The 21,110-nt window shown below is 45.3% G+C and carries 22 protein-coding genes; 7 read left to right on the top strand and 15 right to left on the bottom strand.

Annotated features, from left to right (window positions below):
* Positions 1 to 256: 256 nt before the first annotated feature.
* On the top strand, positions 257 to 1,657 hold the full coding sequence (gene sthA / locus CCZ37_RS00810) for a Si-specific NAD(P)(+) transhydrogenase (protein WP_094499527.1): 1,401 nt from the start codon (positions 257 to 259) through the stop codon (positions 1,655 to 1,657).
* 103 nt (positions 1,658 to 1,760) lie between these two features.
* Here the strand turns inward: sthA and dinF are convergent, their stop codons facing one another.
* The 3 genes from dinF to lexA all read right to left on the bottom strand — a co-directional run bounded on the left by dinF (position 1,761) and on the right by lexA (position 4,703).
* Positions 1,761 to 3,104: an MATE family efflux transporter DinF gene (gene dinF / locus CCZ37_RS00805; RefSeq protein WP_094499526.1), complete on the bottom strand. Its 1,344-nt coding sequence runs from the start codon at positions 3,102 to 3,104 to the stop codon at positions 1,761 to 1,763.
* A gap of 62 nt (positions 3,105 to 3,166) precedes the next feature.
* Entirely contained in the window at positions 3,167 to 3,985 is an 819-nt protein-coding gene (locus CCZ37_RS00800) for a class I SAM-dependent methyltransferase (RefSeq protein WP_081480662.1), read from the bottom strand.
* 94 nt (positions 3,986 to 4,079) lie between these two features.
* On the bottom strand, positions 4,080 to 4,703 hold the full coding sequence (gene lexA, locus CCZ37_RS00795) for a transcriptional repressor LexA (protein WP_026028591.1): 624 nt from the start codon (positions 4,701 to 4,703) through the stop codon (positions 4,080 to 4,082).
* Between the two features lie 319 nt (positions 4,704 to 5,022).
* Between lexA and plsB the strand changes: the two genes are divergently transcribed.
* A complete protein-coding gene (gene plsB, locus CCZ37_RS00790) occupies positions 5,023 to 7,437 on the top strand; it encodes a glycerol-3-phosphate 1-O-acyltransferase PlsB (protein ID WP_094499525.1) in 2,415 nt (804 codons plus the stop codon).
* Positions 7,438 to 7,506: 69 nt separating this feature from the next.
* Here the strand turns inward: plsB and ubiA are convergent, their stop codons facing one another.
* Positions 7,507 to 8,361, bottom strand: a complete 855-nt coding sequence (ubiA, locus tag CCZ37_RS00785; RefSeq protein WP_094499524.1) for a 4-hydroxybenzoate octaprenyltransferase — start codon at positions 8,359 to 8,361, stop codon at positions 7,507 to 7,509.
* Positions 8,358 to 8,912: a chorismate lyase gene (locus tag CCZ37_RS00780; protein ID WP_094499523.1), complete on the bottom strand. Its 555-nt coding sequence runs from the start codon at positions 8,910 to 8,912 to the stop codon at positions 8,358 to 8,360. The genes ubiA and CCZ37_RS00780 overlap by 4 nt, the downstream gene beginning before the upstream one ends.
* A gap of 235 nt (positions 8,913 to 9,147) precedes the next feature.
* On the opposite strand from CCZ37_RS00780, the gene CCZ37_RS00775 reads away from it, so the two are divergent.
* Positions 9,148 to 9,555 carry a flagellar basal body-associated protein FliL gene (locus CCZ37_RS00775; RefSeq protein WP_094499522.1) on the top strand — a complete coding sequence of 136 codons (408 nt, stop codon included), beginning with the start codon at positions 9,148 to 9,150 and terminating at the stop codon, positions 9,553 to 9,555.
* 36 nt (positions 9,556 to 9,591) lie between these two features.
* On the opposite strand, the gene glpG is transcribed toward CCZ37_RS00775, so the two are convergent.
* The 6 genes from glpG to ftsY all read right to left on the bottom strand — a co-directional run bounded on the left by glpG (position 9,592) and on the right by ftsY (position 15,096).
* On the bottom strand, positions 9,592 to 10,425 hold the full coding sequence (gene glpG / locus CCZ37_RS00770) for a rhomboid family intramembrane serine protease GlpG (RefSeq protein WP_094499521.1): 834 nt from the start codon (positions 10,423 to 10,425) through the stop codon (positions 9,592 to 9,594).
* An 8-nt stretch (positions 10,426 to 10,433) separates the two neighbouring features.
* Positions 10,434 to 10,754 carry a thiosulfate sulfurtransferase GlpE gene (gene glpE, locus CCZ37_RS00765; protein ID WP_094499520.1) on the bottom strand — a complete coding sequence of 107 codons (321 nt, stop codon included), beginning with the start codon at positions 10,752 to 10,754 and terminating at the stop codon, positions 10,434 to 10,436.
* A 404-nt stretch (positions 10,755 to 11,158) separates the two neighbouring features.
* Positions 11,159 to 12,016, bottom strand: a complete 858-nt coding sequence (rpoH, locus tag CCZ37_RS00760; RefSeq protein WP_010316901.1) for an RNA polymerase sigma factor RpoH — start codon at positions 12,014 to 12,016, stop codon at positions 11,159 to 11,161.
* Between the two features lie 176 nt (positions 12,017 to 12,192).
* Positions 12,193 to 13,161 carry a permease-like cell division protein FtsX gene (ftsX, locus tag CCZ37_RS00755; RefSeq protein WP_094499519.1) on the bottom strand — a complete coding sequence of 323 codons (969 nt, stop codon included), beginning with the start codon at positions 13,159 to 13,161 and terminating at the stop codon, positions 12,193 to 12,195.
* Positions 13,151 to 13,825, bottom strand: coding sequence for a cell division ATP-binding protein FtsE (ftsE, locus tag CCZ37_RS00750; RefSeq protein ID WP_010316903.1), 675 nt, complete (start codon positions 13,823 to 13,825; stop codon positions 13,151 to 13,153). The genes ftsX and ftsE overlap by 11 nt, the downstream gene beginning before the upstream one ends.
* A 62-nt stretch (positions 13,826 to 13,887) precedes the next feature.
* Positions 13,888 to 15,096 carry a signal recognition particle-docking protein FtsY gene (ftsY, locus tag CCZ37_RS00745; protein ID WP_094499518.1) on the bottom strand — a complete coding sequence of 403 codons (1,209 nt, stop codon included), beginning with the start codon at positions 15,094 to 15,096 and terminating at the stop codon, positions 13,888 to 13,890.
* Between the two features lie 206 nt (positions 15,097 to 15,302).
* Here ftsY and rsmD point away from each other — a divergent pair, with 206 nt between their 5' ends.
* On the top strand, positions 15,303 to 15,902 hold the full coding sequence (rsmD, locus tag CCZ37_RS00740; RefSeq protein ID WP_094500777.1) for a 16S rRNA (guanine(966)-N(2))-methyltransferase RsmD: 600 nt from the start codon (positions 15,303 to 15,305) through the stop codon (positions 15,900 to 15,902).
* Positions 15,899 to 16,165 (top strand): DUF1145 domain-containing protein, encoded by a 267-nt coding sequence (locus CCZ37_RS00735; protein ID WP_088731368.1) that lies wholly within the window; start codon positions 15,899 to 15,901, stop codon positions 16,163 to 16,165. The genes rsmD and CCZ37_RS00735 overlap by 4 nt, the downstream gene beginning before the upstream one ends.
* 75 nt (positions 16,166 to 16,240) lie before the next feature.
* On the opposite strand, the gene CCZ37_RS00730 is transcribed toward CCZ37_RS00735, so the two are convergent.
* From CCZ37_RS00730 to CCZ37_RS00710, 3 genes are all read right to left on the bottom strand, one after another.
* A complete protein-coding gene (locus CCZ37_RS00730) occupies positions 16,241 to 16,828 on the bottom strand; it encodes a YhgN family NAAT transporter (protein WP_094499517.1) in 588 nt (195 codons plus the stop codon).
* Between the two features lie 100 nt (positions 16,829 to 16,928).
* On the bottom strand, positions 16,929 to 17,552 hold the full coding sequence (locus CCZ37_RS00725; protein ID WP_010316907.1) for a lysoplasmalogenase: 624 nt from the start codon (positions 17,550 to 17,552) through the stop codon (positions 16,929 to 16,931).
* Positions 17,553 to 18,468: 916 nt separating this feature from the next.
* Positions 18,469 to 18,843, bottom strand: a complete 375-nt coding sequence (locus CCZ37_RS00710; RefSeq protein WP_010319862.1) for a hypothetical protein — start codon at positions 18,841 to 18,843, stop codon at positions 18,469 to 18,471.
* Positions 18,844 to 19,064: 221 nt separating this feature from the next.
* On the opposite strand from CCZ37_RS00710, the gene CCZ37_RS00705 reads away from it, so the two are divergent.
* Complete coding sequence (locus CCZ37_RS00705; RefSeq protein WP_010319863.1) at positions 19,065 to 19,394, top strand: DUF2500 domain-containing protein; 330 nt, start codon at positions 19,065 to 19,067, stop codon at positions 19,392 to 19,394.
* Here the strand turns inward: CCZ37_RS00705 and CCZ37_RS00700 are convergent.
* On the bottom strand, positions 19,391 to 20,404 hold the full coding sequence (locus CCZ37_RS00700) for an acyltransferase (protein WP_094499515.1): 1,014 nt from the start codon (positions 20,402 to 20,404) through the stop codon (positions 19,391 to 19,393). The two genes, CCZ37_RS00705 and CCZ37_RS00700, sit on opposite strands and share 4 nt — an antisense overlap.
* Before the next feature lie 223 nt (positions 20,405 to 20,627).
* Between CCZ37_RS00700 and CCZ37_RS00695 the strand changes: the two genes are divergently transcribed.
* Positions 20,628 to 21,098: a Dps family protein gene (locus CCZ37_RS00695; protein ID WP_010319865.1), complete on the top strand. Its 471-nt coding sequence runs from the start codon at positions 20,628 to 20,630 to the stop codon at positions 21,096 to 21,098.
* The last annotated feature ends 12 nt before the right edge of the window (positions 21,099 to 21,110 follow it).

Genomic DNA, 21,110 nt, shown 5'->3' with positions numbered 1-21,110 from the left:
CATACTATAACGTGATTGAGCACGTTGTCTAAGCCACAACATCGCCTCTTGGGACGAAGTAACCAATTAAACAGTTACCTAACCTAATTTCAATCACTCGCCACAGTAAGATGGGCAAAGCAATAGCATAAAGTGGCGTTTTCACCTCTCGAGCGTGATCCTCTCCACTCTCTGATGGCAACATCGTTTACCGCACTGATGGATCAGTTAAAATCTCGCTACAGCAATGTTAAACAAATACAACAAGGAATAGAGTATGGCGAACCAAAACCACTTCGATGTCATCGTAATTGGTAGCGGCCCAGGCGGAGAAGGCGCCGCAATGGGTTTGACTAAAGCGGGGTTTAATGTCGCCATTATCGAAAAAGAGAGTAGTGTTGGCGGAGGTTGTACCCATTGGGGCACCATTCCCTCCAAGGCGTTACGCCATGCGGTCAGCCGCATCATCGAATTCAACAGTAACCCTCTATTTTGTAAAAACAACACCAGTATTCATCTCACTTTCTCTGATATTTTAGGCCATGCTAAATCTGTGATTGATAAACAGACTCGCTTGCGCCAAGGCTTTTACGATCGCAATCAGTGTACGCTGATTTTTGGTAACGCTAAGTTTACCCACAAAAATACCGTGGCGGTTACGCACGCTGACGGCAGCGTCGAAAAATACAGCGCCGACAAATTTGTGATTGCGACTGGCTCACGCCCTTATCAACCTGATGATGTTGATTTTACTCATGAACGAGTTTATGACAGCGATTCGATTCTCTCGCTTAAACACGATCCTCGCCACATCATCATTTATGGCGCTGGCGTCATTGGTTGCGAATACGCTTCTATTTTCCGCGGATTAGGGGTCAAAACCGACCTCATCAATACCCGTGACCGCTTGCTGTCGTTTCTGGATAACGAAACGTCTGATGCACTCTCGTACCATTTTTGGAACAGCGGCATTGTGATTCGTAATGATGAAACCCATGAAAAGATTGAAGGCACTGACGATGGTGTGATCGTTCACTTGCAATCGGGCAAAAAAATGAAAGCCGACTGTATCTTGTATGCCAATGGACGCACGGGCAACACTGACAAATTGAACCTCAAAGCGGTGGGCCTGAATGCCGACTCACGTGGCCAACTGGCCGTCAATCGTAACTATCAAACCTCGGTGGAGCACATCTACGCAGTCGGTGATGTCATTGGCTACCCAAGCCTTGCGAGCGCAGCCTATGATCAAGGTCGATTTGTCGCTCAAGCGATTGCTCATGGTCAAGCGCAAGGGCACTTAATTGATGACATTCCAACTGGGATTTACACCATTCCTGAAATCAGTTCAGTGGGCAAAACAGAGCAAGAACTCACCGCGGCCAAAATTCCGTATGAGGTTGGCCGCTCTTCGTTTAAACACCTCGCACGAGCACAAATTTCTGGCAAAGATATCGGCAGCTTGAAAATTTTGTTTCACCGAGAGACAAAAGAAATTTTAGGTATTCATGTGTTTGGAGAACGCGCGGCTGAAATCATCCATATCGGACAGGCAATTATGGAGCAAAAAGGCGCAGCCAATACCCTCGAATATTTCGTCAATACCACCTTCAATTATCCAACCATGGCCGAAGCCTACCGCGTAGCGGCGTTAAATGGCCTGAATCGATTGTTCTAATCATCGATCTAATTCTGCCTGCTAATGGAATGAAAGCCGCTAACGAGTGCGGCTTTCTTTTTGGTAACCTAGTGAGTGAAGTGCTTAGGGATAGATTCGCTGATCAAGTGAGAAAAACACCGCGTCGCCATTGTGAGATAAATAGCACACCTAAACTGATGCCGCGCATTGCCATAAAGCTGAGCATCGCCATCCACAGGGCGTGATTACCCAAAGACTGAGCCAGATAGAAAACGCTGAAAAAACTGCACATCGCGACAAACATGCTGTTGCGCATCTCTTTACCTTTGGTCGCGCCGATAAAAATACCATCCAATAAAAAACACCACATCGCGGTTAACGGCATCGCCACCAGCCACGGTAGATAACGGTTAGCCGCTTGCTGAACTGCGTTAATGTCAGTGATCAGCGTGATCAACGCCGATCCCCACACCGCAAACATCACCGTCAATGCCAAACAAATTATCGCACTCCAGAAAAAACTGCCGATCAGAGCACTTTTGAGCTGCGCCTCACTTTTTGCACCAATTGCTTTGCCAACCATGGCCTCCATCGCATAAGCGAAACCATCCATGCCATAGGAGATCATCATCAAAAAACTCATTAAGACAGCGTTAGCCGCCACGGTTTGATCGCCAAACGCCGCCCCTTGAAAGGTCATAAAGCTGAACGCCGCCTGCAAACAGAGTGAACGCAGGAAAATATCGCGATTCAATTTCACAAAGCGGCTAAGACCTTGTGTCACTAAAACACCTAGCTGCAGTGGCGAAGGGAGTTGATGCCGCAACCAATAGCGCCAAACACACAGTAAGCCAAAGATCATGCCCGCATAATCGGCGATAACCGATGCCAGCGCAGCACCTTCCACTTTCCAGCCGAAACCCAACACAAACAGAATATCCAACGCGATGTTGGTTAAGTTAGTGATGATCACCATCCACATCGGCGCTTTAGCATTTTGCGTGGCTAACAGCCAGCCGAGCAGTACAAAGTTGGCCAATGCGGCGGGCGCGCTCCACGCTCGAATCACAAAATACTGCAACCCATATTGTTTTACTTGCTCACTGGCACTGCTGGCTGAAAAAATCGCATCGCCAATCCATCGATGCAGAATCAAAAACAACAACGCAAATACCAGTGCCATCAAGAGCCCTTGCAACAAGACTAACGCCAGTTTTTGTGGCGATTGTTCACCGTATGCTTGCGCCGCAAGGCCTGTGGTCGACATTCTTAAAAAGCCGAGTAACCAGAAAGTGACACTGACTACCGTACCGCCAAGTGCCACACCACCTAAATACCAAGCGTGTTCCAGATGACCGATCACCGCCGCATCGACTAAACCTAACAGCGGTACGGTAATATTGGACAGCACCATAGGTATCGCAAGTAGCAACACTTGCCGATGTATGGAACGGTTCGATAAGGTTTGTAAAATAGAGTGCGACACGTTGACCTCTCATGGGTGAGAGCAAAGTGTAGCGGAGTGATAGGAGGACGGCTAGCGGTTACTCACCAACGGACATAAACTAAAACGGGTGTTAAGCGCAGCTTGTAAACCATCACCTTACTTAACCAACGTTGCCATAATTTCCAGCGGCCACAATGTTGATCGAGCGGTGAAAACGTTTTTGCCGACGAAGCCCAAGGCAAGACATTGAGTACCGCTTCGGTTGGATTAGCAAAACCATGTCCGTAATGGCCTGAGCCCATTTTCTGACCTAAAGTGGAAGCGGTTTTATCTCCAGCCAGCATTAAACAAGCCGCTGCATTAGAAAAATGCAAACCCAATGCGCGGATAAAATAGGTGAGTTGCTGCACCGTACAATCTAATAACGCATGCTCACAAACGATTAAAACGGCTGAGGATTCCGCAATAGGCAATGCATCCAACCACTGAAGATCATCGACACTGCCACACACATGTTGATAACGCTCACTGCGATGAAACAATTTCTGCCGCCACAGCAGGTTTTCGGTGATATCGAGTTCTATCCAATGGCAACGCCCGTTATCTACCCGATAAAAACGGGTATCTAACCCTGCACCGACATTAATGATCCATCCATCAGGATTGCGCTCAATAAACGCGCGCACTTGTTGATCGCACAATTGCGTTAAGGTGGCATGCAGTAATTGTTTTTGATCGATATCACCGCTTAAACATTCGGGGGCTAAGTGACAGCTCTGGCAGGCCTTTGCAGCGATCGGATCATACACTAACCCGTTATCAACCAAACTTTCGCGGCTACGAAACCACAACGGTTGAACTAAATTGGTTGGAATATGATGACGTGGGGTTAGTGAATGTTTATCGGTAGGCATTACCATCTTCCTTATGTCGCAACTCGATGTAACAACAAGGAAGATGATAATGAATATCAGTTAGAATAACAAGTTATTGAGAATAGATCTCAATAATAAATTACATCCAATCGGTATTGCGAATAATGCCGACGGCCACACCTTCAATGGTGAGCTGCTGAGATTTAAGATCCACTTCAATCGGTGAGAACGCTTCATTCTCTGCGTGCAATAACACGGTAGAGCCCTTGCGTTCTAGACGTTTTACTGTCACATCATCTTCAACACGCGCCACCACCACTTGCCCATTACGCACATCTTGTGTTTTGTGCACCGCGAGTAAGTCACCGTCCATAATGCCAATATCTTTCATACTTTCGCCTTGCACACGCAGTAAGAAATCCGCTTGAGGGCGAAACATATTGGGATCCACTTGGTAATGCGCTTCGACATGCTCTTGCGCCAAAATAGGCTCTCCCGCCGCGACTCGACCAATTAAAGGCAGGCCAAGATCTTCTGGCTCATTGGCAGCTTCAAGTAAGATACGCAACCCACGAGAGGCACCCGGAATAATTTCAATCGCTTGTTTACGAGCCAGTGCTTTTAAATGCTCTTCTGCGGCATTGGCGGAACGAAAACCCAGCTCGCGTGCGATTTCAGCGCGAGTCGGTGGCATTCCGGTTTCGTCGATCTTACTGCGGATAAGATCAAATACTTGTTGCTGGCGGGGCGTTAACGGCTTCATATCTCACCTGTCTGTTTATACAGTTAACTGTGAGTATATCCAGTAATCGAATAAATGGAAGAGCGGACGCTTATTTTTTGGCTATTTACAAAAAATGGCTCAATCGACCGATAAATACCTCACAGATTCAGTGACCCTCCTCGCAAGTGATGCTGTTTTACTAAACAATAATGATTAAAAGGTTTGACCAGTTTCTGGTATCCTTGCCGCTCAAAAATAGCTAGCCGCTTCGGCGCATATCGATTTCTTTGACTATCAACTCACAGGGAAATGGACATGCGCTTAAGCATATTGAAATATTCTTGAGGCAACGACCTTTATGTCTTCTGGACACTCATTATCTCGTTCACTACTAAAATTACCTTTGTCTGCGTTGGTCAAAGGCACGGCGATCCCTTCCAATCCAATAGAAGATCACGGCATTGATATTCACAAGCCGATTGTTTACGCCTTACCTTTTCGCTCAAGTGTTGATTTGCTCACCTTGCAAACTCACGCCAAACAACTGGGTTTACCTGACCCGCTACAACCGCTTGAGCTAAACGGCAAAAGTTTTGTCCGTTATGTTTTCATCTCGGCGCGTCCAACCTTGATGCGCAATGATCAGCACGTTCCTAGTGACTCTATCGCTCTTTTTTCTGAACTGCTTGAATTGCATAAGTTTGATACGGAATTGGACGTTCAGATGATCCCTGCGACGGTGCTTTGGGGACGTAAACCAGGTAAAGAGGGGCAAGAGAAACCCTATCTCCAAGCCTTAAATGGCCCACAAAAAGCACTCGCGGTAATTTTTGCTGGACGCGATTGCATGGTGCGTTTTAGCCCAGTGGTTTCACTGCGCTATATGGCTGATTCACACGGCACCGACGAATCTATCGCGCATAAGTTGGCACGAGTGGCTCGTATTCATTTCTCTCGCCAAAAGCTGGCAGCTTCTGGGCCAAATTTGCCCAATCGCCAAGCGCTGTTTAACCGCCTAATTAAATCACAAGCGATTGAAAAAGCGATTGAGGATCAAGCGAAAGCCAACAATATCTCCCTCGAAAAAGCGCGTAAAGAAGCGCATGACATCATGGATGAGATTGCTGCTGACTTCTCTTACTCCCTAATCAAAAAAGGTGATCTCATACTGGGCTGGCTATGGAACCGCATTTACCAAGGTCTCAATATTAATAATGCCGCTACCGTACGTCGCCTTGCGCAAGATGGACACGAAATTGTCTATGTCCCTTGTCATCGAAGTCATATGGATTATCTCTTACTTTCTTATGTGCTGTATCACGAAGGCATGGTACCACCGCATATTGCCGCTGGAATCAACTTGAACTTTTTCCCAGCAGGGCCGATTTTTCGCCGTGGCGGCGCATTCTTCATTCGTCGCAGTTTTAAAGGCAATAAGCTCTATTCGACCATTTTCCGCGAATATCTGGCTGAGCTATTTACCAAAGGCTATTCAGTTGAATATTTCAGCGAAGGTGGCCGTTCACGTACTGGTCGTTTACTGCCGGCGAAAACGGGCATGCTAGCGATGACCATCCAGGCCATGTTGCGCGGCCTTAACCGCCCGGTGACACTCGTTCCAGTTTATATCGGCTATGAACACGTGATGGAAGTAAGCACTTATGCCAAAGAGCTGCGCGGCAAAAGTAAGGAGAAAGAAAATGCGGGTTTAGTGCTGCGCACGATTCGCAAGCTGCGTAATTTTGGCCAAGGCTATGTCAATTTCGGCGAACCGATCCCACTGAATCAATACCTTAACGAGCAAGTTCCAGAATGGACGCAAGATATTGACCCAATGGGCAGCACCAAACCGCAGTGGATCAACCCGATTGTTAACCAACTGGCCACCAAGATGATGACGCACATTAACGATGCAGCGGCGGCCAATGCGTTAACTTTATGTGCCACTGCGCTACTTGCTTCACGCCAAAGTGCACTGGCTCGCGACAATTTAATTAAGCAGATCGACTGCTATTTATCGCTACTAAATAACGTGCGCTATTCAGCAACCTGCACTGTGCCTAAAGCCAGTGCTGAAGAACTGGTTAACCACGCACAGTCACTCGACAAATTTGTAATTGAATCCGATACCATGGGTGAGATTATTTCCCTTGATCGCAATCAGTCGATTTTGATGACCTACTATCGCAATAACATCATTCATCTGTTTGCCATTCCCTCGCTGATTGCGCAGATGCTGATCCGCCAGCAGACTTTATCACTAGAGCAAATAACCGCTAATGTGGCACTGATTTATCCCTTCTTAAAGCAGGAGCTGTTTTTAAGCTTTGCGCAAGATGAACTCGCGGATGTAGTCAACGCTTACGTTAACGAACTGCAACGTCAACAATTAGTGACGCTAGAAGAGGGTGTCGTGGCTATTAATCAAGCCAAAACACAAGTGTTGATGCTGCTCGGTCGTACCATTTCAGAAACCCTAGAACGCTACGCGATTGCTCTCAATCTACTGGCCGCCAACCCTGACGTAGGCAAATCAGATTTAGAGCAAAAGAGCCAAGAAATTGCACAACGTCTTGGCCGTTTGCATGGCATCAATGCCCCTGAATTTTTTGATAAAGGAGTCTTCTCCGCCATGTTTGTCACGCTCAAAGAGCAGGGCTATTTGGATGTTGATGGCAATTGCCATTTAGAGCCAACCGTTCAGCTCGCACACCTACTTTACTCAATGCTCTATCCTGAAATTCGCTTAACCATTCAAGAAAGTCTCTGCTAAACGAATTAATCAGTCGTCAGAAACAGTAAAGGCATCCCAATGGATGCCTTTACTTTATTCGTGAAGTACTTACCAAAAGGCAAAAAGCAGACCTAACGTTAACACCATGCCAACGTGATTGTTATTGAGAAAAGCGTGAAAGCATAAGTCGCGATCGCGATGACGAATTAAGCGCTGCTGATAGACAAATAGCGCTGCAGCAGCCAGCACTGACCAATAAAAACTCGCCCCTAACTGATAATAGCCACCAAGTGCAATCATCAACGCCACAACCAACAACTGTAAAATACCAATGATGATTTTATCAAAGCGGCCAAATAAAATAGCGGTCGATTTAACTCCGACATTGATATCGTCATCGCGATCAACCATCGCATACTGCGTATCATACGCCACTGTCCACAACGCATTGATCAAAAATAGCCCCCACATCACCGCTGGCAATTCGTTGGCTTGCGCCGCCCATGCCATCGGAATAGACCAACTAAAGGCCAGCCCTAATACCAACTGCGGAAGGTGTGTATAACGTTTCATGAACGGATAAACAAACGCTAATGCGATACCGACAAAGGAGAGCTGAACCGTGAGTGGATTCATGGCCAAAACCAGCAGGAAAGAAGTGATACCTAGCGTTAAAAACAGCGCAATCGCCTCTTTGGTTGTCACTCGACCTGCTGGCAAGGGGCGCTGTTTAGTTCGCTTCACATGCCCATCAACGTTGCGATCGGCAAAATCATTGATCACACAGCCCGCCGAGCGCATCAACAGCACTCCTAACACAAACACCAGTAGCACTTTAGGATCAGGGAACCCTTGGGCGGCTAAAATCAATGCCCATAAGGTTGGCCACAGCAATAGTAAAGATCCAATGGGGCGATCCATGCGCATCAGTTGCCAATAAGCACGCGCCTTAACCAAAGTCATGACACTCTCTCCTTAGAGTAAATCGGTGAAAAGGGTAAAAACAGCTCCGCAACTAACATCGGTTTGTTATTCATCCATAATCGTGAACGGCGTGCGAGCAACGGCCGCTCTTCCATCATTGCCCAGCCCACTTGTAGTGCGTCACGCTTAACGTGCTCAGCACGAAAAACCGTTAATCCAAGCGGGATATCACCTTGGCGCGCTAAGTCATATTGCTGACCCAGCATCGAAGATTGAGGAATTAAAGTACGGCCTAAAACCCATGGCTGTTGATCGCCACGCAATACCACCTGCCGTAGCAAACAGGCTTCATCAGATAACAAAGCTATCTCATCGCCCTGTAATTGCTCTGCCTCAACGAGCTTGTTGTAGAGTAGCTCAACGCTCAGTTGCTGGCACTGCGCCTCTAACACGCGAGATAATGATCCTTGCTCTAAAAGCCAAGACTGAGAAACCCGATCGGGAAAAGAGAAATCGTCAGGTTGCTGCCAAATAACTTCTCGTAATGCAGACAGATAGAGCGAAATTGATTGATTCATACTAGTATTCAATTAGTGGCTTTATCGACGTACAATAAAGCTCCATTTTTGGTTAACACAACCATAAAAGCGCTCACTCAAAGAATGGCCTAGGTTGGAGGTTCTCATCCCATTTGAAACATAGGGAAAGACAACTGCGGTATATTCCAAACAACGAGATAAGCATTCTGATTACAATTCGATGCTCTATTGTAACAAGACTAAAGCAATTCGAGTATCGTGTACCCATTAAAGAAAAGATAGAAATATGCTTAAACGTTATGTAACCCAAATAATTGTCGCCCTAAGTCTGATGTGTGCCTTACCAAGTTATGCGCAAGAAGAAAAAGAACCTAAATTGGCGTACTTTACCTTAGAGCCGGATCTCACTACCAACTTTTTCACTAAAGGGAACAAGTTGGGCTATATCCAAGTTCGCATCGATGTGATGGTCGCCAGTGGTGCCGATTTACCTGCGGTTGAACAACATCAACCACTCATTCGCGATGCCATTGTCGAGCTACTTGGCAAACAAACCGAAGAGACGATAAAATCACTCGCAGGACGGGAAGATTTAAGAAAAACGTTGGTGAAAGAGCTCAACGCTGTGCTACTGCCGGAAATAGGCCGAACCATTATTGCTGACTTGCTGTTTACCAAATACATCTACCAGTAGAGCGAAGCTCGGCATTGTGCGGATTAAACCTTTCACCTAACGGGCTTGGTAACGATTGGCATCATTCAAACCAAACACGATGCCGGTCAATAGACCGGCTAAATGTGCGCTGTTCGCAATCGCCATAAAAGGCTGCACAAAGCCAAGCACCAACCACACCAGCATGAAACCGATCACCGGTTTGGGCATTTGTAAGCCAAGGTGAGGGGCTTTCCAACCGAGCATCCATAGATAACCGACCAACGCATAGACCACACCCGATAAACCACCAAAATTGGCGCCTTCAACCCAGTACTGAGCTGCACCGGACAACAGTGCTGACACTAAAAATAGCTGTCCAAGTTTGAATGAGCCAAGCCGTTTTTCAACATCGCCTCCCAACTGCCACCACCATAACAAGTTAAAGACGATGTGCAGCACAGAGAAATGAAGTAAAGCATGACTAAACCAGCGCCAAATCTGCCATTGCTGGCCAGCCAAAGCAGGAAAATGTAATGCAGAAAATACTTGATTGGCTAGTCCAAACTGCTGCAATGCAAAGATAATGGTACATACCATCATCACGCCCAGTGTTAAAGGCCCAGCTTTGGCTTTGAGCATCGCCAACATGCTCGGTGAACGATATTGAAAGTGACTTTTTCGGCTTTCAGCCACATCCCATGAAGCGGCTTGATACTTTCTGTCATTTGGATTGTGCAGAAAATGGTTGAGTTCCGCTTCGGCTTCAATCTGATGTTGCTCATCAAGTAACCATAACGCAAATTGACCACTCCCTTCCGGCATCATTTGAATCTCAATTTCACGAGAGGCCATATAATCAATAAAGGCTTGCGCCATTCTTGGGTTATTGAGCGTGATCAATCTAAACATAAGTCATCCTAATTGCTGGTTACGGGCAAGCCTGCACGATGCCAAGCTTCGAATCCACCATCCACACTATACACCTGTTCAAAACCTTGGTTAACCAGATACTGTGCAGCACCTTGGCTGCTAATGCCGTGATAACACATGACTAAAATGGGCTGGTCAAATTCGCTTTTGTCCATAAATGAAACCATGCTGTCATTGGTTAAGTGGAATGCGCCATTTGCATGTGCAACCGCAAAAGATTGCGCATCACGAATATCCACTAATTGCGCATCATGTTGTTCCATTAAAGCTTGTGCTGCTTGAGCATTGATATGTTGAAACTGATCCATCGCTTCCTCTGATTGGTTTTATTTTTAGCGTTTGATTGTAACCTATCCCAAGGCAATCAAGTACACGGCCTTTATAAGGTTATCCACTACTGATCACTTTTTCGCCGTTTGTGGATAATCTTGTGGATTGCGTTGATAAAGTAGTAAATGAGAAATAGATCCACAACATGTAGTAATGATCCTTACTTTTCTGTGTGTAACACAATACATATCCCCAAATACAAAACAGTGTTCAAGCCTTGATTTCACCGACTTGATGACAACTCGTAAATAATTTTGTCACAGAGTTATCCACAATCAACGCGCTGAAAATTTGATCACTTCAACCGATCAAAAATAAAAAAACCGAGATCGTAAGATCTCGGCTTTTAATGCGATTCACAATATTCACAATAAGTCAGTGATTAGAACTCGCCGACAGCATCCTTTAGCTTCTTCATTGCATTTTTTTCTAGCTGACGAATACGCTCAGCTGAGACGCCATACTCTTCCGCTAACTCTTGTAGCGTGGCTTTTTGATCATCCAACCAACGAGAGCGCACAATATGTTTACTGCGTTCATCTAAGCTAGCCAACGCCAGACTTAAGCGATTGTTAGTATGATGCTCCCAATTATCAGCTTCAATGTTGTCCGCAAGATCGGAATGCTTGTCTTCAAGATAAAGCACAGGCGCGGTGTAAGAAGCGCTCGAATCATCGTCTTCCGCCGACATTTCAAAGGTGGCATCTTGCGCGGCTAAGCGTGATTCCATTTCTCGCACTTCAGCCGGGTCAACGCCCAACTCACGGGCAACCGCTTCCACTTCACTACTATTAAACCAGCCTAAACGCTTTTTCGATTTGCGTAGGTTGAAGAACAGCTTACGTTGCGCTTTCGTGGTCGCAATTTTTACAATGCGCCAATTGCGTAACACGTATTCGTGGATTTCAGCTTTGATCCAGTGCACAGCAAATGAAACCAGTCTCACCCCAACTTCTGGGTTAAAACGCTTCACCGCTTTCATTAAGCCAATATTGCCTTCCTGAACCAAATCCGCCATGGGTAGGCCGTAACCAGAATAGCCACGAGCAACGTGAACAACGAATCGAAGGTGCGATAAGATCAACCCTTTCGCCGCTTCAATTTCACCTTTGTAATGTAATCGCTCTGCGAGTGACCGCTCTTCTTCCGCGCTCAGCATTGGGTAGCTGTTCACTGAACGAATGTAGCTGTCTAAGCTGTCTTGTGAAACGAGAGCCATTTGATACGTTTGGTTTGTCATTCAATTCCTCATCAAATTTCTGATCTGGAGTAATGGATGTTTTTAACCCGACAATCTTGAACCTAAAATGAACAAGATTCAAGCAAGGGGAAACTATTATGCATAAACAAGTCGGCTATACAAGTGCTGTAGCCAAAGCGAGTCAATAGTTATTGACTACATATGACAATATTCGACTAAACCGGTTCAATTTCTTTTAAATGACGCTGCGCAGATACTTTTGCCGCTACGCATCCTAAGAAAGTACCGAGCATCAACAGCAGTAAGGATTCGTCCCAACTTAGGCCAATCAGACGAAAACGGCTGTCATACAGTAGGGCAAGATCTTCAACGGCACCGTTCAATAAAATAGTCACAAAAGCCGTTAATAACCAAGCAGCGAATGCGCCTAACAAGCCAAACCACATACCAGAGTAGAGATAAGGACGTAAAATGTAGCGATCGGTAGCGCCGATCAATTTCATGGTTTGGATCTCTTCTTTATTGGCTTGTACATTAAAACGTAAGGTGTTGCCCACAATGAGGAACACCGCGCCTAACATCAATATCGATAAACTTACAACAATAATCGCCGCTAAAGTTCGAATGGCGTTTAACCTAGCAAGCCAATCTTCATCTAAACGCACATCCGTAACATCCTGTTCTGCTTGGATGTTTTTCACCAGCGCTTTGATTTGCTCTTGCTGCTCAGCCTGCGGGGTAACAATAAGCACGCCAGGTAAAGCGTAATCATCCAATAAACTGATGGCTTGTTCAAACCCAGCGTATTGACTCAGGTCATCCAATCCTTGCTGCGACGAAATGTACTCGACACTGGCGATATCGGCCAAGCTTTCCAGCTCATCTTTCAACACCATAATTCGTGCTTCAGGTGTGCGTTCGTGTAGATAGACGCTGATCTGGGCAGGGCTAGTGACATTATTGGCTGCAGACGCGATATTTTTGCTCAGTAGGTACAGACAGGCAGGCATCGCAAGCGCCATCGAAATGACCGCAAGCGTTAACACATTACCCAACGGGCGTAACCACATAATGGAAAATGAGGTCTTAGCCTGTTTAAAATGGATGGAGAAGAAACTATCGGTCTTGGCCCGTTTCGGTTCACGCGCTTTAGTCTTTCTTTTATTTAGTGACTTAACGGCCATAGTCTTCCACCTCGCTTAAAAAACCTTGGTTCAGTTCTAAATGACGATATTGAGGACGTGTGTTGACCAAGCTAATGTCGTGCGTCGCAAGCAAGATAGAAACACCGGCACGGTTAAACTCCTCAAACAGTTTGAGCACACGGTTAGAAAGCTCTGGGTCTAAGTTACCCGTGGGTTCATCTGCCAGTAGTAAAGTCGGGCGGTTCACCACTGCTCGTGCAATACCAACTCGCTGCTGCTCACCCCCAGAAAGTTGGCTCGGTAAACAGCGGGCTTTGTCTAGCAGATCGGTTTTATCGAGCGCGGCTGAGACGCGACGCTTAATTTCATTTTCTGAAATCGATTCAATGCGCATTGGCAATGCCACATTGTCGTAAACCGTTCTGTCCATCAGCAGGCGATGATCTTGAAACACGATGCCGATGTTGCGGCGTAAAAAGGGAATATCTTGATTGGGAATGCGCGTAATATCGTGACCGTTAAAGCTGATACGCCCATCGGTTGGGCGCTCAATCGCACAGATTAACTTCAACAAGGTACTTTTACCGGCTCCGGAGTGCCCACCCAAAAACGCCATTTCTCCTCGGCGTAGGTGAAAGTCGACTTTTTGCAGCGCCTGACGGCCTCCGCGATACGCTTTGCTCACTTGTTGAAACTTAATCACTCGCTATTCCTCTCACCAGTCTCCATTGGATGATGAGGTGCTCATTGAGCACCCACGCACACTTACTCTTCGCGGCTAAACAGAGCTTCAATAAATTGCTGCGTTTCAAACGGACGTAAATCGTCAATCCCTTCTCCAACGCCAATAAAGCGGATCGGAATTTCAAACTGATCGGCCAGCGCAAAAATAACGCCGCCTTTCGCCGTGCCATCCAGCTTGGTTAAGGTGATCCCCGTCACCGGGGCCACTTCACTAAAGAGTTTGGCTTGGCTGATGGCGTTTTGCCCAGTAGCGGCATCTAACGTCAGCATCACTTCATGCGGCGCTGATTGATCAATTTTTTTCATGACGCGTACAATTTTACGCAACTCTTCCATGAGGTTGCTCTTGTTTTGCAAGCGACCAGCGGTATCGGCGATCACCACATCCACGCCACGTGCTTTGGCAGCCTCAATCGCATCATAAATCACCGATGCGCTGTCTGCGCCAGTGTGCTGCGCAATCACAGGTACATTGTTACGCTCGCCCCACACCTGCAACTGCTCAACAGCCGCCGCACGAAAAGTATCGCCCGCCGCTAAAATCACTTTTTTACCTTGAGCTTGAAACTGTTTGGCCAGCTTACCTATCGTAGTCGTTTTGCCTACACCGTTGACGCCGACCATTAAAATAACATAGGGCATTTTTTGGCTATCGATCACTAACGGTTGCTCTACTTTGGCCAAAATATCGGCCATTTCGTCTTTCAGTAAACTGTAGAGTGCCTCTCCATCTTTCAACGCGTGACGAGAGGCTTTTTCTGTCAGATTACTGATGATTTTGAGTGTGGTCTCCATCCCAACATCGGCAATCAGCAGCTGCTCTTCCAACTCTTCAAACAGTTCATCATCAATTTTCTTGCCTTTAAACAGACCAAAGAAACCCGCACCAATGTTGGCTTTGGTTCGGCTAAGGCTGCGTTTTAAGCGTGCGAAAAAACTCTCGCTGGGTTTTTCTTGCTCTTGAATTCGTGCTTCTGCTTCTGCTTCTGCTTCTGCTTCTGCTTCTGCTTCTGCTTCTGCTTCTGCTTCTGCTTCTGCTTCTGCTAGCGCAGTGTGTGGCTCTTCGATCGATTGAGCAACGACCGTTGTTTCTTGTTCTTGCTCAGCATCAACTGGTTCGACAAGCGTAGATGGCTCAAGCACTTGTTCTGTTTCGCTGGTTGATTTACTTGATTCTTCGTCACCAAAACCGAGCCAAGAGAGTAATCCACGTTTCTTTTTTTCCGTCATCTGGGGATATCCTAGATTTACCTAACTAACTACGACCTTTTTCTTGAAGGATTATCCCTCGTAAGAAAAAGAAAAATGACAAAGCAGTGAAAAGTTTCCAATTAGATTGGTAAACTTTGTCATTATTGAAATTCAATGGCTATACCAAACCCGCTTCGGGTTGGCAGATTGGGTATAGTATCACTTTATTAGCGGTCAAAAAATCTATGGTAAGACGTCGCCAGCAAAACTCATCACAAAATAAGCCTTCAACGGGCTTTGTTCGCATTATTAGTGGCTTATGGAGAGGTCGCAAACTGCCTGTTCATGATGCCCAAGGTCTGCGTCCCACAACGGATCGCGTCAAAGAAACTCTTTTTAACTGGTTAGCACAGGAGATCGCTGGTGCACACTGCTTAGATTTATTTGCAGGCTCTGGCAGCCTTGGGTTTGAAGCTGCCTCAAGGCAAGCACAAGCCGTGACGCTGATTGAGCTCAACCCAACGGCATTCAAACAGCTTGAACACAATATTGCTGCGCTCAACGCAACTAACTTGCGAGCGATAAATAGTGATGCGCTGGCCTTTCTCAAGCAGCAAGGGACGCCTCACCATCTGGTGTTCATCGACCCGCCTTTTCGACAAGGCTTATTAAGCGAAGCCGTCTCGCTTTTAGAACAAAATGGCTGGCTTGCCGATGAAGCGCTGATTTATATTGAGACAGAAAAAGAGTTGGCGCTAGAAGGTATTCCTGCCAATTGGCGTCTGCACCGTGAGAAAAACGCAGGCCAAGTCAGTTATCGACTATTTGAGAGGAGCTCGGAATGAGAGTGTTACTGGTACTTGCAAAAGCGGCGATTGCTTTTGTTTGGTTGATTCTATTACTGAATATTTTCATGCCATTCCCCGGTAAAGCGGCGATTGCACTTTATATTATGACGGCATTTTTGTTCATTATGCACGGACTGCAAATGCTGATTTTTATCGGTGCGTTTGGTGACAAGATCAGCATGAGTCGTTGGGAAAAATGGTCGATTCTGGTATTTGGAGTCTTCGCACTGCTCGATATCCGCCGTAAACACATGATGTAAGTTAACGGTACAGAAAAAGCAACATAGGAAAAGCCGCTTCACGTTCACACGAAAGGCGGCTTTTTTATCGGAAAATTACAACCCCATATAGCTTTTTACGCCATTTAAGAACATTTGCGTTGAGATCATCACTAGCAATAATCCCATCAAACGCTCGACCGCTTTTAAACCACGTTCACCCAGCACTTTGTGGAAGAAACCGTAGAACATCAAAATGATGAAAGTGGCGCCCCACGCGAGCAGCACAGAGGCTGACAGCTCGAGGAGTTTGTCAGGATGCTGAGTCGAAAGAAGCAGCAAGGCCGCAATCACCGAAGGACCCGCGATCATCGGAATTGCCATCGGTACGATGAAGGGCTCTTCCCCCGCCGCTAATCCAGTAATGCTACCTGCACTAGGGAAAATCATTTTAATCGAGATGATGAAGAGAATGATACCGCCAGAAATGCTGAGAGTTTCCGGTTGCACGTGCAAAAAACTCATGATGTTTTTGCCAGCAAACAGGAACAGCATCAAAATGATCAACGCAAAACAGAGTTCGCGCACGAGCACAACACGGCGACGTTTGGGATCAAGGTGTTTTAAGATGGAGAGCATGACCGGTAGATTGCCAAGCGGGTCCATGATCAAAAAAAGCATGGTCGCCGCCGATAAAATATCCATCTATCACTACTCACATCAATTTAAAGTGGCCGCAGTATATCAGCCCCATCATGAGATTTCGATGCTCCTCAAAATAACGATATTTATGAAGCAATAATATTTACAAGGCCACCGAGGCAGAGATTAACGCTTGCGCTAATAAATAGCTGCCAGAAATAAGATAGCGCCCATAAGGCAATGGCCTGCGGTAATCGTGAATAGCTAACAAACTGGCCGAGAGCATCAGCACCAAACAGCCAACAAACCCAGCAAAAGCAGGCACTGTTTGCGTTTGTAGCCACAACTCTCCCGCCGCCCACGCCAACTGAACTAACATCATACCCATAATGGTTACGGGAAAGATCAAGGTGTCAATTTGTGGTAACAATAGGAAAAAAGCCACAATACTGGTCGCAATCAAAAGGGCAGGTAGCCACCACACCATAGTGTCAGAAAGTTGCGCCCAAAAGGCTTTACTGTACATCAACTGTGCGACAAGAAAGCTAGCAAAGCAGAGTTTTGAGTAACGTTGCAACAGATGCAATGTGTCTGCAATGGCCGAAATCAGCAGACCGAGTGTTACCCATAAGATAGGAGAAGTGAGCTGCGTGGTATGGTTTAAAACTATCACCACCAATAACAGCATACTGAGTGTTTTAAACATTACCGCTTGCTTGATTTTGTTACTTTCAACAGCTGAAATACTAATGAATCCAGACAAAGCAACGGAGAGCCAACTCCACATCTCATTTCCCCTTTAAAAATCTGCGGTCAGTGTAGGCATGTCGTCATTGAAGTCCAGCAGATGAACGCAAAAATTGGATCTTGCTAGCGAATCAGAATGTTGAGTTTATTCAACATCAAAGGGGGGACAAAACAACCAAAGCTCACTTTTTATCCACTAACTCTTACTTTCAATCACAACAGCAGCAAACAGAGATATTTTAATCATTTACAATACAAAAACAAAGAAAAACTAACAAAAAACACCACAAAAATAAAAATCATAAAAATAAAAACAAAATTAAAAACAATGAATTAAATTAAAAACAAAAGAAAAACCAGAACTTAAATCACCCAACAGACCAACCGCAAAAAATGACTTACTAACTAGCAAAAAAACCAGTTTAGCCAATTTTATTTGCGATAAGATCTCATTATTAAATTAATTTTTCTCGAAAAATGAGAATTCACCAAACTCTGACAACGATAGGACACCTAAGATAGTAAAACCAAAAAAAACCATACAAGCAACATCGAGTTAACCTAATAAAATCAAACAAATTCAACGAATTAAATAAACAAAGATTAAAACAGCACCAAGAAGAACATTATATAAACACACTAAAACAAGCACTAAACATTGCCAATATTCCCTGAATATGATGATGTTAAGGTGTTATTTTGGATGCTTCATCAAATTGAGGTTGATCAACTAAACAAAGTAGTGCTATTCTCATATTCATAGAATGAAACAACAGCATAAAGGAGCAGTGTTATGATTTCTTCATCTCAAAAACAGGGACTTGTAATGATCGCGGTTATCGTCGGCCTAATGACACTGCCAATGATGTACTAAGTATCTAATTCCCAATAAAAAAGAGGACACCTTGGTGTCCTCTTTTTTTATCTAACGATTGAGTAAAACGGCCTAATACCATTTATGGCATTGTGACGTGTTTCGATAGCGCTTCCCAATGAAGATAGTAAAAAAGCAGCGCCGCTAACGTGATTAAGGTCATTAATGAAATGGCTACGCGCCAAATAAAACGGCCGCTACGTGGGGTCAGTTCCTTCTCACACTCATCACACACACAAAGGAATGCTTTGCGATCCTCTAGCTGATAGTTATCCTCATGAACAACTTTGTTACGAATAGTGGCAATGAACCTCAGCTTGCCCACCACATCATGTGGTAGACGCTCTTCACAACTGGTTACCAATTGATGTAACCCCTTCCCCTCAGCGTGATATTGCTCTCTCAACAAGCTTTCCAATCGACGCGTTCGCAACACTACCTTTTCAATCTCTGACATTATCGCCCTCCTTTGCCAACTGTTGGTGGCGCTCCATCTATTTTTATCATACTTCCCCACAAGATAGTTGAGCATTTTTGCTCGCTAATCTGCCGAGGAAATGTGATATCCGCCGGAAAAAAAACCGTCAAACCAATCAAACTCACGCTTTAGTAGCAAGCAACACTCCTTTGCCATATGTTGCACGCTAAAATGTCGCCTTCATCGCTAAGGAGTTCATCATGCCGTTTTCATTACTTATCGTTGTCGCTTTATTGGCTGTGTTTGCTATTTGGGTATTCAGCCTCTTCTACCGTCGCCATATGCAAGGCGAGAATGCTCCAGAACGTACCGCTAATGTCACCATTATCGACAAACAATCAATCACAATCCCTCACGCTCGCCCCGGTGAAGAGGATCAAGAATTCTGGATTTATGTACAAAAAGGCAAGCTTGGCCCAAAGCGGGAATTTCAAGTTGGCGTGCATTATTACCATGCACTTAACCCAGGCGACCAAGGAATGCTGACTTATTGCGGACTCAAGTTTCTACACTTTGCACTCAAGCGTTAAGGTAATAACCAACGTGTTTTTGCAGAGCGAGCAACCCATATACTCACTGCCAGTGATCCTGCGCCGCTCACCAGTATCCATAGCGGAATCACCCACGCAGGATGCCCTTGATCCCACCCATACGCTTTAACAGGCCATAGAAAAATGGGATGTAATAAATAGATGCCTAAGCTGTGCTGGCTTATCAAACTGACTAATTGCTGAGCACGAACCGGCAATCTCTCAGCAAAATATCGACACACGATAAATATCATGCTGGCGGCTAAAACGACGTTCAGTGTTTTATAAGAGAGCCAGCGGCCAATCGTATACTCACCCGCTGCGACACTGTGGCTGACCACCATCCATACCGTCGTCAATAGTGCCAGACAGCCAAGCAGAATCGCCATACATAGCGTTACCCGGTTGAGTGGCACCTTCTGATAGAGCAAGTAACCCAATGGCAGATAACCTGCAAATAACCATAGTTCATTACTCCAGGGGCCATCAATACCACACAAAAATAAGGTGGTCGTTAACAGCCATACTGCGACCAATGCATATAAGGCCTTGTCATCAACCCTTTGAACTAGCTGCTGTAAAAAAGGGATCACAAAATAGAGTGGGATAAAGTAATAAAAAAAACCTAAATGGTAATAGGTTGCGTGGTGCGTACTGTTACTCAGCACCGCCTTTGCAACTTGCCCATCAAATCCATTTGCACTCCAGCCGGACAAATAAGCATAGAAGAGTGACCAAACGATAAATGGCAGCAAAACTTTGCCAAGACGTCGCTGAACATAATAACGCGCATCAAAAGGGCGACGATCACTGAGCATTAAAGCTCCAGTGATCAATATAAAAACGGGCACAGCCCAGCGACTTACGCTGTTGATACCGACCGCAACCGCCCACGCATCAAAAGGAATGTCGCCAAGTTGTTGCCGATAAGGAGCCAACACATGAATAGCAATCACTGCCATAGCCGCCAAACAGCGCAATAAATCAAAAAAAACAACTCGTTTGGTCATAGGGTTTACTCACAGTGTTTTGGGATTTCTACTATAAGGTTGAAATCTGTGGTTATGTAATCAGCAGGTGATTTATCAGTAAGGGATCACTCATTTCGTTATAATTAATAGTCAATGCCTATCAAATAAATCAATAAAAACGAATTTATTTTGTTCTCTTAGAGGTGCAATCTAATGCTTAACAAGAGAGATCACTTATTAAGTACAACAATGAGGTGAACAGATGACAACAAATTTGATCGGTTTAGATACCAACCAAAGCCAACAACTTGCACAAGCGTTAAACCAATTATTGGCTAACTACCAAGTGCTCTATATGAATACTCGTGGTTACCATTGGAATATCAAAGGAAAAGAGTTCTTTGAACTGCACGCAAAATTTGAAGAGATTTACACTGACATACAGGTCAAAATTGATGAGTTAGCGGAACGAGTTTTGACTTTAGGTTATCAACCCTTGCATAGCTTCAGCGCTTATTTAGCAACAGCACAAGTGTCAGAACACACTAACGTAACCAATGGCCAAGAAACCATGCAAGGGTTGGTTAAAGGCTTCAGTATTTTAATCCACCAGCAACGAGAAATTCTTCAAATTGCAGCGCAAGCAGGAGATGAAGGCACTTCAGCACTGATGAGTGACTACATCCGTGAACAAGAGAAATTAGTATGGATGCTGAATGCTTGGCTGCAATAAGCGCTACGCTTA

Origin of the sequence: Vibrio qinghaiensis, assembly GCF_002257545.1 — a bacterium.
GTDB classification, from domain to species: Bacteria; Pseudomonadota; Gammaproteobacteria; order Enterobacterales; family Vibrionaceae; genus Vibrio; species Vibrio ordalii.
Note: the sequence above shows the minus strand (reverse complement) of the source record. Positions and strands in the feature narration are given on the sequence as shown.

Coding starts and splice junctions, on each gene's coding strand:
- CCZ37_RS00735 (WP_088731368.1), top strand. CDS start 15,899: ATGAGAGTGTTACTGGTACTTGCAAAAGCGGCGATTGCTTTTGTTTGG.
- CCZ37_RS00700 (WP_094499515.1), bottom strand. CDS start 20,404: ATGACCAAACGAGTTGTTTTTTTTGATTTATTGCGCTGTTTGGCGGCT.
- rsmD (WP_094500777.1), top strand. CDS start 15,303: ATGGTAAGACGTCGCCAGCAAAACTCATCACAAAATAAGCCTTCAACG.
- lexA (WP_026028591.1), bottom strand. CDS start 4,703: ATGAAGCCGTTAACGCCCCGCCAGCAACAAGTATTTGATCTTATCCGC.
- glpE (WP_094499520.1), bottom strand. CDS start 10,754: ATGGATCAGTTTCAACATATCAATGCTCAAGCAGCACAAGCTTTAATG.
- ftsX (WP_094499519.1), bottom strand. CDS start 13,161: ATGGCCGTTAAGTCACTAAATAAAAGAAAGACTAAAGCGCGTGAACCG.
- CCZ37_RS00725 (WP_010316907.1), bottom strand. CDS start 17,552: ATGTGGAGTTGGCTCTCCGTTGCTTTGTCTGGATTCATTAGTATTTCA.
- CCZ37_RS00695 (WP_010319865.1), top strand. CDS start 20,628: ATGACAACAAATTTGATCGGTTTAGATACCAACCAAAGCCAACAACTT.
- CCZ37_RS00705 (WP_010319863.1), top strand. CDS start 19,065: ATGCCGTTTTCATTACTTATCGTTGTCGCTTTATTGGCTGTGTTTGCT.
- rpoH (WP_010316901.1), bottom strand. CDS start 12,016: ATGACAAACCAAACGTATCAAATGGCTCTCGTTTCACAAGACAGCTTA.
- ftsY (WP_094499518.1), bottom strand. CDS start 15,096: ATGACGGAAAAAAAGAAACGTGGATTACTCTCTTGGCTCGGTTTTGGT.
- CCZ37_RS00710 (WP_010319862.1), bottom strand. CDS start 18,843: ATGTCAGAGATTGAAAAGGTAGTGTTGCGAACGCGTCGATTGGAAAGC.
- ubiA (WP_094499524.1), bottom strand. CDS start 8,361: ATGACTTTGGTTAAGGCGCGTGCTTATTGGCAACTGATGCGCATGGAT.
- glpG (WP_094499521.1), bottom strand. CDS start 10,425: ATGTTTAGATTGATCACGCTCAATAACCCAAGAATGGCGCAAGCCTTT.
- CCZ37_RS00800 (WP_081480662.1), bottom strand. CDS start 3,985: ATGGTAATGCCTACCGATAAACATTCACTAACCCCACGTCATCATATT.
- plsB (WP_094499525.1), top strand. CDS start 5,023: ATGTCTTCTGGACACTCATTATCTCGTTCACTACTAAAATTACCTTTG.
- sthA (WP_094499527.1), top strand. CDS start 257: ATGGCGAACCAAAACCACTTCGATGTCATCGTAATTGGTAGCGGCCCA.
- CCZ37_RS00730 (WP_094499517.1), bottom strand. CDS start 16,828: ATGGATATTTTATCGGCGGCGACCATGCTTTTTTTGATCATGGACCCG.
- CCZ37_RS00775 (WP_094499522.1), top strand. CDS start 9,148: ATGCTTAAACGTTATGTAACCCAAATAATTGTCGCCCTAAGTCTGATG.